This is a genomic window from Pontibacter brevis (genome assembly GCF_054779655.1).
In genome coordinates, this window is sequence record NZ_BAAGXV010000017.1 from 48,439 (window position 1) to 64,391 (window position 15,953).

Annotated in this window: 7 protein-coding genes; all 7 read right to left on the reverse strand. The window is 50.1% G+C overall.

What is annotated here, in order from left to right; all coding sequences use genetic code 11:
• Nucleotides 1-10 precede the first annotated feature (10 nt).
• Nucleotides 11-949 carry an NAD(+) diphosphatase gene (nudC, locus tag ACYVB1_RS04920; RefSeq protein ID WP_460921164.1) on the reverse strand — a complete coding sequence of 313 codons (939 nt, stop codon included), beginning with the start codon at nt 947-949 and terminating at the stop codon, nt 11-13.
• A 140-nt stretch (nt 950-1,089) separates the two neighbouring features.
• The gene (locus ACYVB1_RS04925) at nt 1,090-1,593 is read right to left on the reverse strand and encodes a cupin domain-containing protein (protein WP_460921166.1); all 504 of its coding nucleotides are present in this window, start codon (nt 1,591-1,593) and stop codon (nt 1,090-1,092) included.
• Between the two features lie 159 nt (nt 1,594-1,752).
• A complete protein-coding gene (locus tag ACYVB1_RS04930) occupies nt 1,753-3,114 on the reverse strand; it encodes a vanadium-dependent haloperoxidase (RefSeq protein ID WP_460921168.1) in 1,362 nt (453 codons plus the stop codon).
• 52 nt (nt 3,115-3,166) lie between these two features.
• Nucleotides 3,167-6,637 carry a VCBS repeat-containing protein gene (locus ACYVB1_RS04935; protein WP_460921170.1) on the reverse strand — a complete coding sequence of 1,157 codons (3,471 nt, stop codon included), beginning with the start codon at nt 6,635-6,637 and terminating at the stop codon, nt 3,167-3,169.
• A gap of 52 nt (nt 6,638-6,689) precedes the next feature.
• Nucleotides 6,690-10,022, reverse strand: coding sequence for a VCBS repeat-containing protein (locus ACYVB1_RS04940; protein ID WP_460921172.1), 3,333 nt, complete (start codon nt 10,020-10,022; stop codon nt 6,690-6,692).
• A 119-nt stretch (nt 10,023-10,141) separates the two neighbouring features.
• Nucleotides 10,142-11,638: a RagB/SusD family nutrient uptake outer membrane protein gene (locus ACYVB1_RS04945; RefSeq protein ID WP_460921174.1), complete on the reverse strand. Its 1,497-nt coding sequence runs from the start codon at nt 11,636-11,638 to the stop codon at nt 10,142-10,144.
• Between the two features lie 82 nt (nt 11,639-11,720).
• Nucleotides 11,721-14,888, reverse strand: a complete 3,168-nt coding sequence (locus ACYVB1_RS04950) for a SusC/RagA family TonB-linked outer membrane protein (protein ID WP_460921176.1) — start codon at nt 14,886-14,888, stop codon at nt 11,721-11,723.
• Nucleotides 14,889-15,953 lie beyond the last annotated feature (1,065 nt).

Sequence of the window (15,953 nt, forward strand, 5' to 3'; positions counted from 1 at the left end):
CTGCTCCCTGCTAATATCCTGTTAACTCTTCCAGCTTTTGATCAGATCCACCGTTATACCAGTCGCGGATGAGGCGGTAGGCAATGGAGATAGGCGGCGGCAATCGCAAGGAACCATCCTGCAGGCCCTCTGCTATCTCACTCCGGGTAAACCAGCGGGCATCTTCCAATTCGTCATTGTCCAGGTTTAAATTGCGGTTGCGCGCTGTTGCACTAAAACCCACCATAATAGAACTTGGAAAGGGCCAGGGCTGCGACGAGTGGTACGCAATGTTTTCCAGTTCCACTCCTGTCTCCTCCTGTGCTTCACGCGCCACGGCCTGCTCCAGTGTTTCGCCGGGCTCCAGGAAGCCAGCAATGGTGGCGAACATTCCCTGCGGCCATGCCGCCTGCCTGCCCAGCAAACAGGCATCTCCCTCTGAAATCACCACAATAATGGCTGTATCTGTGCGTGGAAAGTGATGCCTGTTGCAGGATTCATTTGCACACTGCCGCACATGCCCTGCCTGTGCACTGTACGTTACGCTGCCGCAGTTAGGGCAGAACCGATGCCGCAGGTTCCAGTGCACCATGCCCCGGGCGTATGCCAACAGGGCACCATCCGGATGCGGTAACTCATGTGCCGTGGCACGCAGTTCTGCCAGCAGGTAGTTTTCTCCCAGTACTTCCATTAACTGCTCTTGTTGCCCCTCAAAACCTAAAGCAAAATAAGGCACCTCATCTTCTGAGCCAAGGTACACCTGCACCTGCGCCAGTTTTGCCAACTCCTCTGCCTCCTGTTGTTGCAGTATTGCCGCCTCCTTGCCTGTCTCTGTTTCCTTGATCAAACTGAGAGTGTCATGCACCACCAGTACACGTACCTCCTGCTGCTGCCAGAGCTGCTGCATGTGCGCCTCATCGGGCCGCATTTCTGAGAAACGGTTCAGGGGGTTGTGGGAAAAGAAATTCATAGCAAAGAAAAAATGTATTGATGGGTATATACAGCTGCGGGTTGCTGCATGTTCGTTCAGACCGGAAACAAATTAAAAGAGCCAGCCTGGAATTTCAGAGTGGCTCTTTCATATTCTTTAGAAGAAAGCTTTACAGGCAATTAACGCCCGAAGTCATCCTGCACACGAACGATATCATCTTCGTTCGACGGGTTCTCCGCATCCGTATGCTGCCAGATTTCGGCGAGCACACCCCACTCCTGCAGCCCCACCAACCGGTGGCGTTCTCCCTGCTTCAGGGTAATGTAGTCCCCTGGCTGTAAGGTCTTCAACTCACCCTCCTCATCTGTCTCGCTGGTCACCACGCCTACGGTGCCTTTCACAGCTTTCCATATTTCGGCACGTCGGTGATGGTACTGCCACGATAAACGCTTCTCCGGGGCCACCACCAGAATTTTCGGGCTCAGCTTTCCTGATATTTTCAGCTTGTCCACTGACATGCCTTCGAAATACGTGTCGGCAAATTGCTGCGCCTGGCTTTCATCTATCACAAAAAAACCGCCCCATGGTCTGGTCTGGTCCTGTTTGTCGATCCAGAACCCTTGTTCTGTTAGTTGTTGCTCCAGTTCCTTAAAAAGCTGCTGCTTGTCGTTTTCGTTAGGCATGTTTAGATATCGTGTTATAGTTTATTTTGAAGATTGGTGGCGGTTCTGCGTCGCGCCAATCATACAGGCAGTGTAAAAGTAAATGTATTTATGGTTTTCTACCTAAGCCCTTTCAAGATTTTAACAACATCGACTGCACCTGGTACCCGGTTGATTCCTTTATTTTTTCAAAGCTACTGCCTTGCCTGCACGCTTGCGGGTGTTTAGCCTCGACACAACATGCTTGCCTACCTGCCTGCCTTCTTCTGAGCCATTTACAATGGCGGGCATAAAGTGAATGCCTCCGTAAAGCCTGCTGATGGCGGCTTCCTCGGCGGCCGCGGTAAAGGACTTGAACGAACGGGCTGGTAACCCATAGGCTACTTCTGTCGAATCTACATACTCAAAAGAAGGGCCGTACAAATCTGTGAGCACAACGGCTGCGGCATTCGAGATAACACTGTGGCCGCTGGGGTATTCCGGGAAAGGGGGAGTCTGGAGAAGCGGCACCCAGTTCTCGTCTATAAGGTTGTTGATGGCTGATTCAGGACGGATGCGATCACTGCGGTACTTTTCGTCCCAGCAGCTGATGAAACCGTCTGCTAATGACAAGGACACCCGTGTATACGCTTCCAGCGTCTCCATCATGTCGGCGTTTGCTTTGCGGGTGGCGATACCGGTAATGCCCATCCAATGGCCGCCGGGGGTGATTTTCTTTGTAGCATACATCACATGGCCGGAGGTATGCATCACAAAAGGATTGCAATCCCAGAAGCTGGCCACCTGCACCTGCTCCTCTGTCAGGTTCTTAGTGGTGTTATACACTTCCATCACCTCCTGATAAAACGCGCTTTGGTTGCTGATGCTGTAGGCTACAGGAGTGGCAGGGGCAAACTGGCTGCAGGAGTCGAGCAGGAAAGGGCGCACTTTAAACCAGAATGGCTCAATGGCATCCATATAGGCAGGTGGCGTGGGCACCCAGTGGCCTGGTGCCTGCGACACAGTATGGCGGAAACCGCGGGTTTCCTTGTACCCGTCTTTAGCGGCGTAGGCGATGACGCTTTTTGCGGCGGCTTGCCCATACCGGATAGAGCGGGAAAACACATCTTCCGGCACCCCCATTTGCCTGTACTTCTCATACAGCTGCTCTTCGTACGCATCAAACATATCAGAAGAGAAGGTGAGGCTGCGGCTTACCGTAAGGAAGGCATTCAGGCTGGCCAGCGGAAAGCAGTAAGCAGAATCCGGTGCAGGCTGCGGTATCCCTTCGAAGTCATTTAGCTGCCCTGCCAGGGACTGGTATTCCGAGTAGTCATGCACCAACACCTCGTATGCGGCAATTTGCGGGTACGCATAGATACGGCTGGCAACAGGCGGCGAAAAGATATCATGCGTGATTACTTCTGTCAGCTTTCCAAGGGACTGGTGCAAGAAAGCCGGATCAGCTGCAGCCTTAGAGTAGTCAACAGTCTGCTGCTGACAGCTGCTTATTCCTCCCAAAAAGAGAAAAACCACGGCGATAAGTAGATGTTGCTTCTTCACGTTTCTGATTCTGTTCTTTAAAGACATATGATGTGCGGACGCTCTCAACTCATTATTCTCTTAAGCCTTGCGGTGTGCTGCGAACAGCAAGCTGTTCTGCAGCAGGAACCTGTATTTGTTTCTTAAATACCTGTATTGGCTCGTTATTGCGGGCAACCAGCATCAGTTCACCGTCAGCTGTGCGCAGCTTTTTGATGTCCCTTACCTGGCCATCCATCACAAAACCGACATCCGCTAAACTAAGTGCTGCAAAGCCGCCCTTTCCGTTCCCCTGCAGCAGCACACCGTAACTGCCATCGTACCTGCCCTGGTAGGTGCTTACGCCATAGAGGTTTCCTCCTGCTATGACATCCAGATGCCCGTCCTGGTTCACATCTGCTACATGAAAGGCAAATAGTTTGGAAACCTGCGCCTCGCGGGGCAGCACGTGCTTCTTGAATTGCCCTTTCCCGGTGTTCTCCCAGTACACGGATTCAAATGTATTAACCTCCAGCAGGCGTGCATCGTCCAGTTCATCCTTGTCGAAAACATCGTTCACCGTTTTACCAGCGTAGCCTTTGTAGTCGGTGAACTTTCTGTTGATGAGTGGCAGTTGTTTGCCTAGTTCATCTTTGGTGGCGACAGGATACCAGCTGTTATTCTGGCTATAGGCCAGGATGTGGTCCAAGCTTTCGTTTGCATCTATGTCCTTCACATACATGCGCAAGCCCCCGCTACCCTTCTTCCTGAACTTTGTGTTCGTGCCCAGGTTACCGGCAATTAAATCAATGTCTCCGTCGTTGTCAAAGTCTGCGGCTTTCACTGTTTGCCAGAAGCCCACGGCCTGCTCCAGCCCGTTGCTTTCAGCCAATTTCTCAAACTTGTTTCCCTTGTTCCTGAAAACTGTCAGAGGCATCCAGTCTCCCGCCACAATCAGATCTGTAGCTCCATCGTTGTCATAGTCTGCCCAAACGCCATCGGTTATCATACCAGCCTTGCGAAGCTCAGGAGCCAGAGCATCCGTCTTGTCTGTGAAGCGGCCTTTGCCATCGTTCACGAGCAGGTAAGAATTGGGGGAGTTGCCGTACTGGTAGCCGAGCACCCGGCCTCCGACAAATAAGTCCAGGTCGCCGTCGTTGTCAAAATCAAAAGGGCGCACACTGCTTTTGTTATCATACATGGCAGGCAGGGTGTTGCTCCGCGTGAAATCGCCTTTGCCATCGTTCAGGTACAGGCGGTCGAACTGCTCCTTCATTTCGCCATAGAACTCGTTACCACCGCTTACCACATACAGGTCCGGGTACTTGTCGTTGTTGGCGTCAAAGAAAACGGCATCCACATCTTCAAAAGTGGAGTCTGCCTGGAAAAGCGACTGGTTGGTAGCTGCAAAATTACCATCCTGCTGCTGTACATAAAGTGCCCCAGCCTGCCACTTCGCTCCCCCGATGTAGAAATCGTCGAGGCCATCGCCGTTTACATCGGCTACTGCTATTTTGGGGCCTTCTGTGGAAGTCAGGAATGGTATCAGGCTTTCGCGGTAAAAGTCAAGGTAGCTGTTTTCCTTATGTTTAAAGTTCACCTGGAAAGACTCCGTCACCTCTTCAAAAAGGGGTGCTGCCTTCTGAAACAGGCTGTAGTACGCAGCAGACGGGAGCTGTGCAGCGGTTTCTTCCAGCACCAGCGTAGTATTTGCTTTAATGTTCGTTTTCAGCTCCACCTGCTGGTTCCCCCATATCACCACCAGTGTGTCCACAGTGCTAAGCTTACCTAAACCGAAGTTCAGGACAGGCTCCACTGAAGACATAAAGCCGCGCGTAGGCATCAGCTGCTGCACCTGCACTTTTCCGTTGCTCTTCAGAAGCACTTTGGCTCCATAACCAAAAGTATTGCCCTGTTCCCCTTTCAGTTTTATTTTCAGGAAATTGTTATGGAGCAGCTTTTCGCCTTTGTTCCGGTAGATGCCGGCCGGTTGGTTAATGTTGTTTGTGATCAACTCGAGGTCTCCATCGTTGTCTAAGTCGGCATAAACAGCTCCATTGGAGATAGTGGGTTCAGCAAAACCCCAACTCAGCGACTTATCATCAAACTGCAGGCTGTCACTACCTCTGTAGAGGTAGTTGTGTACCTTTCCTTCCGGCATCATGTTCACACCTTTCTGATCCAGGACCTTTGAGATCTGCGGGGCATGAAGCATAGAGTCTGAGGAGGCGAATTTTACATAATCCATGTTATTGGGTCGCCGAACAATACCGTTTGAGATGAAGATGTCTTTGATGCCGTCGTTATCATAATCAGCCAGCAGGGTGCTCCAGCTCCAGTCTGTTGCCGCAACACCCGCCATGAGTCCTACATCGGAGAACTTCCGGCCTGCGTGACTTAACTGCAGGCAATTGCGGCTATACTGGTTAAAGTAGCCGAACTGCAGTTTATACAGGAAAATATCAAGCGGGTCCTCTCCCATGGATGTCTTCTCTACCACCTCATCTTCCGGGTACATGTCAAGCGTCATCACATCCGGGTAGCCGTCGTTGTTCATATCCGCAGCATCGCAGCCCATCGAGAACCTGCTCAGGTGCCGGAAGTGTTCCTTCATGCTTTCCGTAAAGGTGCCATCGCCATTGTTCAGGTAAAAGTAATCGTCTTCATGAAAATCGTTGGACACATAGATATCATCCCAGCCATCGTTGTTCAGGTCCGACACTACCACTCCCAGGCCATAGCCCATGGCGGCACCATAGATGCCCGCCTTATCGCTTACATCTTTAAACTTCAGCACCTGCCCCTGCGGCGCGTTACCTTCAGCTGAAATCAGCTGGTTCTCGTAGAGCACATCGCCTGCCACGTTGTTGCGAAGGTTACGCGCTGTTACACGGTCGTAGCTGCGCGAAGTGTGTACAGCATGATTGAGCAGGTACATGTCCAGGTCGCCGTCCCGGTCATAGTCGAAGAAAGCCACCTGGGTGGAGAAGCCGGTGAAGTCGAGGCCATAGTCAGCAGCCATCTCCGTAAAAGACACCTGCCCGTTTGCATCTACCCCGTTGTTGATGTACAGCTCATTGGCACCTTCCAGGCCTTTGTAGTCGCCCACGGCGCAAACGTATATATCCAGCCAGCCGTCGCCGTTTACGTCGGCCATGGTCACGCCGGTCTGCCAGTCAGAATAGCCTTCTACACCCGCTGCTTCCGACACATCGTCGAACTTAAAATCGCCTTTGTTCAGGTAAAGCTTGTTTTTCCCCTGGTTCGAAACGAAGTACAAGTCCGGCAGGCCGTCATTGTTCAGGTCACCTGCGGCTACACCAGCACCGTTATAAAAATAGAGATAGCTGAGGATATTCAGCTTTTCAGTATCCTGCAGTTGGTTTGTAAAGCTGATGTTCGTCTGTGTAGAATCGACAGGTTCGAAAAGGGCGTTCTCCGTCACATTCGCTTTGCTCTGGCAGCCGGAGAAAGAAACTAAAGTAGCAAAGGCACAAACAAATGCGCCCATTGCCGCCCATCGGCTGGTGCTTTGTTTGGTTGGTCGGGTAGTTAGGTATAGCATAAAGCGGCTGAACAAAATGGTAAGCGTAATTTGATGGCAGAAGGCTTTCCCTCTATTTTTTCCTGAGACTGAAAACCTGGAGCCTTTCGTTGTTTTTTGCGAGCAGCAAATAAGTCTGGCCGTTTGCTCCTGTTACCTGCTGCATCTTCCGGACCTGCCCTTTCGTGAAAAAGCCGGTGTCTTTCGGTCTTTTTACCTCAAACTGCCCTTTCCCCTTCCCTTCCAGCAGCAAGCCATAATTGGCATCGTACTGCCCTATTTCCGGCAGCACATCATAGAAATTTCCGGCCAGGAGAATGTCCAGGTGGCCGTCCTGGTTATAATCTAAGGTCTCGATGCCATGTATCGGGGAGAACTGCACCTCCAGCGGCAGTGCTTCCAGCGTAAACTTCATGTTGCCCTTGTTAAGCAAGAGGGAGGAATTTGGGTTCTCTACCTTCTTTACCACAGCGGTTCTCAGCTCTTCTTCCGGCAGGATTTCATGTACTTGCTTGCCGGCGTAGTCGGTGTATTTCACGAACTTCTTCTTGATGCTCGGTACCTGTCGCTGCAAATCCTGCTTCAGCACCATCGGGTATGCTTTGCCGTCTTCGGTATAACAGTTGATGATTTGCTCTACTGTGCCGTTGCTTTCAAAGTCATGCACATAAAGCTCCACCGGCTTATGCTGGCTGGCGGCCATGCGGCTGTTGCGGCCTAAATTCCCCAGCACAAAGTCCATATTGCCATCACCGTCTATGTCGGCAGCCTTGATGGTGTTCCACCATCCGGCGGAGTTCGGCACCTCAAACTTCTCGCTCAGGCTCCGGCCTTTTTTATTCGTGTAGATGGTCACCGGCATCCAGTCTCCCACCACAATCAGCTCCGGAAATTTGTCGCCGTTCAAATCAGTCCAAACTGCATCCGTAATCATGCCCAGTTCGTTGGCGGGAAGGTAGCGCTTGGTATAGTTTTTAAAGCTGCCGGTGCCATCGTTAATGTACAGGTAGCTGGGCGCGTCATAGCCATAGCCACCTGGCACCATGCGGCCGCCAATGAACATATCTAAGTCACCGTCCTGGTCAAAGTCCGCTACGGCTACACTGGAGGCATTGGTGTTGATGTTGGGCAGCCGCGCCTCTTTCACGAAGTTCCCTTTGCCGTCGTTGATGTAAAGCCGGTCCAGCAGCTGCGGTGCGTTGGCGGTAAACTCGTTACTGCCTGTTACCACGATCAGGTCGAGGTCACCATCTTTGTCTGCATCAAAGAATCTGGCTGCTACATCCTCTGAAGCGGCATCTTCCTCGAAAACCTTTGAAGAACTTTCTTTAAAAGAACCGTCTTTCCCCTGCACAAAAAGCATTTTAGCCCCACCAGACGCTCCGCCTACATACACATCCTCCAGCCCGTCGCCGGTTACGTCGCCCACGGTCAATGCCGGCCCTTGTGTCGAGAACATTTGCTTGAGCAGGGCATCGCGGTTATAGTCCACAAAATTGCTTTCCTGGTGGGTGTAGTCCAGTTTTACCTGCTGCGTAGCATCATAGAAACGCTTAGCAGGTTTCGCAGCCTCCGGTTTATGCAGCTTGTCTGCCTGCTGGTATTGCAGCGTTACTTCCTGGTCAGGCTTTACGTTTTGCAACACCTGCATTTTATCATCAGGCCAGATAACTTTTACAGAATCAATCTCACTTTCCTTGCCCAGGCCAAACACCAGCGTCAGGTCTACTGAAGACTCAAATCCACGGTTTGGCATCTGCTGCAGGTACACCGTTTTCTGGGGCTGGTACACGTACACTTTGGCACCAATGCCACTCAGGTTTTTACCAGTACCCTGCAGCTTTACCCGCAGAAAGTGATGCTGAAGTTTTTCTGAAGTTCTATTCTTATAAATGGAAACCGGCATGTTCACGTTATTCACCACCAGGTCCAGGTCGCCGTCATTGTCGAGGTCGCCGTAGGCGGCGCCGTTCGAGAAGCCGGGTTTGCCCAACCCCCAGGCATCTGCCTGATTTGCGAACTGCAGGTTGCCCATGTTCCGGAAAGCGTAATTTGGAATAGGCGTCGAGGTCATTTTGGCGATGAGCTCCTTGTTGTAGTTGTAGCCGCCGCCTTCCATGGCCCCGCGCATGGTTTCTTCACTGCCCAGAAAGTTCACAAAATCCTGGTCTGTCAGGTCCTGGTAAATGCCGTTGGCCACGAAAATGTCTTTCAGGCCATCATTGTCCATGTCAAACAGCAAGGCGCCCCAACTCCAGTCCGTGGCATGCACGCCCGAAAGCCGCGCCACTTCGCTGAAGGTGCTGTCGCCGTTGTTGAGGTGCAGCATGTTCTGCATGTATTGGAGATGAAAGTCGCGGGAGAGCTTGAGCTGCTGCAGGTCGTAGTTTTCGAAGACAGAGGTTCTTTTCAGCCTTACATCGTTCCCCGGCAGCATGTCAGTTACAAAGATATCCTGGTTGCCGTCGTTGTTGAGGTCAGCGATATCAGCTCCCATAGAGGAAAGGCTTTCATGCGGCATCCAAGCTTTGCTGGCTTCAGTGAAGGTGCCGTTCTGGTTATTGACGTACAGGTAATCCCGTTCGTAGAAATCGTTGGAGATAAAGATATCAGGCCAGTTGTCGTTGTTCACATCCCCAATTGTAATACCGAGGCCGAAGCCGATGAGGCTGCCATAGATTCCAGCCGCTTCGCTGGCGTCCGTAAACCTGCCATCATCGTTACGAAGCAGTTTGTCTCCTCCCAACTCGTCCCGCCGTTCGCGTAGGTTAGTAAAGCCCAGGCTTCCTACCGGGTAAGAACTGTTGTTGAGCAGGTACACATCCAGGTCGCCGTCACGGTCATAGTCGAAAAAAGTGGCATGGGTGGAGTAGCCTTCGTCATCCAGGCCATAAGCAGTAGCTTCTTCGGAGAAAGTTGGCACACCCTTACCGGCATTCCCCCTGTTAATGAAGAGTTCGTTTTTGCGGTTGTCACCGTTTACTTCCCCGGCATTACAAACATAAATATCGAGGTAGCCGTCGCCGTTCACATCGGCCATCGTTACGCCCGTGCTCCAGGCCTGGTTGCCGCCAACCCCTGCCTGCCCGGTTATATTCTCAAACTGCAGGTTGCCTTTGTTCAGGTACAGGCGATTTTTACCAGTGTTTGCCGTGAGGTAGATATCGGGCAGTCCATCGTTGTTTATATCCCCAATGGCTACTCCGCCACCATTATAGAAATTGCGGTAGTTAAAGATGTTCATCTCCTCTGAGCTTTCCACCTTGTTGATAAAATCAACATGAGTGTTGGCAGCAGAAAGCTCCTCAAAAAGGGTGTCTTGTTCGGGGGCCGCTTTTTTCCCGCACGCAAAGCACGAGCAGGCAACAAGGGCAAAAGATAGGAATTGGTTGTAAGTTCGGGCCATAATGAAACCAGCCTCACGCTAAAAGAAGCCTTTGTACCGTCTAATCTAAAGAAAGAAAGCAAGTAATACAACTTGCTTTCCTGTTAAAAAGAATCTGAAGCTAAAAGTTCAATAAGCTGTTAATAGCCAGGATTTTGCACCAGGTTCGGATTGTTGGACAGCTGTTGGTTCGGGATTGGGAAAAGCTTACGGAAGTCCTGTGTATTGTTCTTAAACTGCCAGGTATCATTTGTAAACCTACCAAACCGGATCAGGTCATTTCTGCGCCAGCCTTCCCAGGCCAGCTCTCTACCGCGCTCTTCCAGCAGCATGTCCAGCGTTAAGGTAGTAAAGGGGGTAACCCCCGCACGTTCCCGCACCTCGTTTACCATTTCTACAGCTTCTGAAGTGTTGCCCAAGCGTAAAAGTGCCTCTGCCTTCATCAGCAACACGTCTGCATAGCGGAATACAACAAAGTCATTGTCCTGGTTAACCCGGGGGTTATTCTGCTGCACTTCGTACTTCACGTTCCGAACCCCTTCGTTACCAAAAGCTCTCTCCAAAGAAGTAATCTGTGGAGTGAAGATCAAGGGTTTTGCCTGCCCATCCACTGCATCCACAAACGTTATCACCTCTCCGTTATTATTCAGCTGCGGACCCTCTAACCACATGGCTTTCCGCTGGTCATTGTCCGAGAACTTGTTGTAGAATTCAGCCCTGGTGGCAAAACCATTCCAGGGGTTACTGCTTAAACCATATTTAGCTCCCATGGAGTAATGCAGCGTTCTCATTTGCCAGTTCATGCCTTCTGCCAGAATTTTGTCGAAGGGTATGGTAAAGATATTCTCGATATACACATTCTGGTTGCTTACAGAGAAGTTTTCCAGGAAGCTGGGGTTCAGTCCATATTCTGCCTCAGAATTGATGACTGCATTCGTAGCTTCCAGTGCATCCTGCCAGCGTGGGGTACCGGTGTACACTTCGGCATTCAGGTAGAGCTTCGCCAGCAGCGTATAGGCGGCAGCCTGAGAGAAACGGCCATACATAGGAGCGCCTTTTTCATCTCTCAAGTCAGGAATTGCCGCCTTTATCTCGGATTCAACAAAATTAAACACTTCCGATCGTGTACTCTGGCTAATGTTACCAGCAGGCGTATCTTCTGTTATGATAGGCACATTGCCAAACATGTCCAGCAGGAAGTAATAAGCAAAGGCCCGCAGCATTCTTACTTCTGCAAGGATAGTCTCCTTGCCCTCTACCTCTAACTGGCTTTCTTCCAGAGCGGTCATGTTAGTATTGGCATTGGCAACAACGCCAAAAGCCCACTCCCAGGAACCGTTGATATGGCCGGGAGAAACCGGTGTCCATTCGTGCTTGGCCATTTGCTGCCAGGAAGCATTGTCGTACCAGTCCGGTCCGCGGGTAGGCACTACCAGTTCGTCGGTGGTAGCCTCGTTCAGGATGGAAACCGGATCATAGTAGCCGCGCAATCTTCCATAGGTGGCACCTACTGTAGACAATAGTTCCTGTTCTGTAGTAGGGAACCTGCTGGCTTCTGCCTGGTCAAAAATCTCGGCATCCAGATCGGTACAGGCCTGGGCACCCAGCAACATGGTTGCGATGGATGCTAGGGTCATGACTTGTTTATATTTATTTAGTTTCATAAAATTCATTGGTTTCGCTTACAAGTTTCTTAAACAAATAGGAGCGCGTGTATTCTTAAAAGTTTAAAGCAACACCCAGCACGAAAGAACGGGTTCTAGGGTAGAAAGTAACAGGCTCTATACCCGGAGAAAGGTTCACAGCCACTGCATCATTATTCAAGCCACCATAGATATCGCGGGTCGCACCAAGTCTTGGCTCAGGGTCAATACCACGGTATTTGGTGATAACGAACGTGTTGTTACCGGCTATATACACCTGCGCATTGCTCAGATACTGCCAGAAGCTTGGCAGGCGATATCCCAGACGGAAGTTATCCAGCCGCACAAAGTCCCCGTCCTCTACCCACATGCTGGAGAAGGCAGGCGAAAGGCCCTCCGGAATACCCGTATCGAAGGCATCTAAAAGGGCGTTGTTACCAGGGAAGCGGTTAGGGTTAGCAGAGTAAATGTAAGGACCATTCACGATCTGATGGCCCACCGCGCCTCTCAACAGGAAGTTAAAATCAAACCTCTTGAAGGTAAAGCTGTTTCCCCAGCCAAACGTCAGGTCAGGGTTCGCGTCGCCCAGGTAGGTGCGGTCCCCTCCGAAAGGATCAATTTCCCCGTTATTATCTACATCTCTCCAGTTATAGATAGGAGAACCATCAGAAGCAGTACCAAAACCTTCAAACACCGGACCGAAGAACTGACCAATTGGGTAACCTTCCTGCAGCACTACTGGCTGGGCAATACCACCCTGGCCACTACCGTATCCGCCATAGGTTCTAGGGCTTCTGGGGTCATACTCAAAGATTCCAGAACTCAACGACACAATCTTGTTCTCGTTGTGCGCCAGGTTTAAGTTCATGTTCCACTGAAAGTCTCCTTTGTCAAATACCTGGTAACTCAGCGCCAGTTCCACCCCTCTGTTATTTATCTCACCCACGTTTGCCAATATACTGTTTGCCACAGCTGTCAGATTGCTGGAGCCATAACGTGTTCCGATTGCAATAGGGTAATTGAACAGCAGGTCGCGGGTGTCCTTGTTATAAAACTCAAGTGAACCGCTTAAACGGCCATTCAGGAAAGAGAAATCCATACCGATATTTGTCATGGCAGAAGTTTCCCATTTCAGATCAGGGTTTGCGTTCTGGCTGAAAGCATAAGCTGTCTGAAACCCACCATTGGTCGGGAATGCACCGCTAGGAGCATAAATCTGGCGGGCAGCGTAATCGGCAATACCTTCCTGGTTACCTGTAACACCATACCCGACACGTAGCTTTAAATCATCCATGAAGGTGATACCCTGCATAAAGTCTTCCTGCATAATGCGCCAGCCGACAGAAACAGATGGGAACCAGCCCCACCGGTTGTTTTCCCCAAACCGGGAAGATCCGTCGCGGCGGATGTTTGCCGTCAGTAGGTATTTGTCATTGTAGGCGTAGTTAAAGCGGCCAATAAGACCAATCAGGATAGCTTCAGACTTATAAGAGCTTACTTCCCTGTTCGTGGAGTTTGTTTCGTCTATGTTGGCGTTACCGGCACCCAGGTTGTTGTACCCGAATACGTCCGGGAACCTGCTGTTTCCTGCACGGAAGCCTTCATTAGACAGCTTCTGGTAGGTGTAACCGCCCAGAAAAGAGTAGTTATGTCTACCGGCCTCATTAGAATATTGTGCTGTAAGTTCTGTCAGCCTGTCAACTACTTCCCGCTGTGAACGGTTAGCATAGGCGATGTTATTGCCGCTGGCCCTCCAGGTGCTGGGCCTGAAGAAACCATAGTTACTGTTGAAATTATTGATAGAAGTGTTTAGCCCAAACCTCAGACCTTCAACAGGGGTTAAGAAAACCTTAACGTTCCCCAGGGTCTGCTTTTCGCGGGACTCGTTCGTGAGCTGCTGCATACGAGCCACCGGGTTTTCAATTTCGAAGCCTCCCGGCATGCGCTGCCCATTAAATTCATCAAAACCCTCCACACCAGGCTGCAGATACGTGCCGTTGTCGTTGTAAACAGGGAAAGTAGGATTGATTCTACCCGCCGCAAGGAAAGCAAAGTAATCTACAAAGTTTTTGTTGCTTGTCTGCTGCGATAACAGCATCTGGATTTCCAGCTTATCGTTAAAGGCACGCTGCGTCAGGTTAAGGCGGGCATTCAGACGATCAAAGCCAGAATTTATGGCTACCCCAGGCTGGTCGAGGTACACAACGGAGCCACGGTAAGTAAAATTCTCTGCTCCACCGGAAACAGCCACACTCTGGTTATGGCTGATAGCGTTGCGGGTAATTTCATCAAACCAGTTTGTTCTGGCACCAAAATCATTCGCTTCCACATCCAGGTTAAGCTCACTCAGTTTAGACACATATTGCTCCGGTGTCATGAAAGGCAAAAGATTCGAAACCTGTTCAACTCCTGCATAACTGCTGATTTCAACTGTAGGTTTGCCGGCTTTACCACGCTTTGTGGTGATAATAATCACACCGTTTGAGCCTCTTGAACCATAAATTGCAGCAGCGGAAGCATCTTTCAACACGTCCATGGACTCAATGTCTTCCGGAGCTACTGTATTCAGGTCAGCTCCTGCCACACCATCCACTACAATAAGGGGCTCACTGTTAGCGCTCAGGGAAGAAGTACCCCTCAGGCGAATGGCAGGACGATTGTTTGTCGGGTCGCCTCCGCCGGATACCACATTCAGACCTGCCACCTTACCCTGAACCGCCTGCATCGGGTTATTTATCACGCCTGCGTTCAGGTCTTTTGCGCCAACCGTTGCAGTAGCACCGGTCACATCAGCTTTTCGCTGCGTACCATATCCCACCACTACAACCTCTTCCAGTGCTTTGGCATCAGTAGCAAGGGTAATATTTATAGTAGAGCGGTTATTAATAGGCACTTCCTGTGTTTTGTAACCGATAAACGAAACGACTAACGTCCCGTTCCCGTTTGGCACGTTTAGCGTAAAATTACCGTTTGCGTCGGTGGCAGTACCTATGGTGGTGCCTTTTACCACAACCGTAGCTCCCGGTATACCTACGCCGTCATCGCCTACCACTCTTCCTCTTACCTCTGTGGCCTGCCCTACGGCCTCCCAGTTCATATCATAGCTATTCAGTGGAACAGCCTGCACTGCCCCCTGAGACAGGCAAAGGGCAGCCAGGAGGACGGCCAGCCTTTTCTTTTGTGGTGAGTTACTTGCATGGGTGCGTTTCGGGTGCACCTGAAAAGTAGCGTATTTTTTTTTCATACAATGGGGTTAAGATGGTGAAACTCTAGTATCTGAATCAAATGCACACAGCATACTTCGTTAAGGCAAGTTTGCTAACTATGGTCTATATAATTTCAGGTATCAGATTCTGTTAGGTAAAAGAAAAAGCTTCAGTGAAAGAAAGTGTGAGCTTTTTCTACTGTGGGGTCAGTGTTCACGACAACTGCACTTGCATTTTCATCTCGGCTTGATTCACCAACCATTATTTTTCCCTGCAAATACATACCAAATATGTAAAAGGTTTTCTAAATATACAACAAATAGATTTAAACTAAATGAGCACTTACTTACCAATGTCACAACATCATCCTTCTGCTGCCGTTTGACTGCTCCTTATCATCAGCCAGGCCCGTAAAGCCTAGATTATCATAAATATGTGCTTTATATATTACCTTGGAGAGACTGATACAAATAAGGATTGACAGAGCAACACCTTCAATATTTGAAGCAAAAATATAGGAAGTAATTACTCACAAATACGTGTTACACTTTCACTCACAATGCTTTAGCACAAACAGAAGCAAAATAAAAATTAAGTAAAAAGTAGCCGGTTTCTGGAGTAAAACCGTGCCATGGCAACACCAGATACACTTTGTGTTATGACATATACAGCAGCGACATGAGCCAAACTACAGGGGTGCAAAACAAAGCTGTTTTTGGAAGGAACTGCTTCAGTTATCCGGCACTCCTGCCTTACAGACATTTTTTTCTGGCGCTTGAAAACAAGTAGCAGCCCAGCACTTTGCAAACATGGCCCAACTGCGCCAATACGTCACCTGGTTCCACCATACACACAAGAGGATGGCTGGGTAGTTTAAGCTCCGGAACTGAAGGGATTTGTAAACCAGGATGCGGGACTCACTTAGAATCAGTGTTAAGCTTGCAGCACCGGCATCTGCTTTACAGGCCTGACAGGAGGAACGATTGTACCAGGTGCCGGTGTAGGCTTACCTGAAGTTCGGCCATTTAAAAGTTGTAAAAACTACTAACTTTAAATGGAATGAAAAAGACAAAGTTTACCGAGACACAGATTATCAAGGCCAT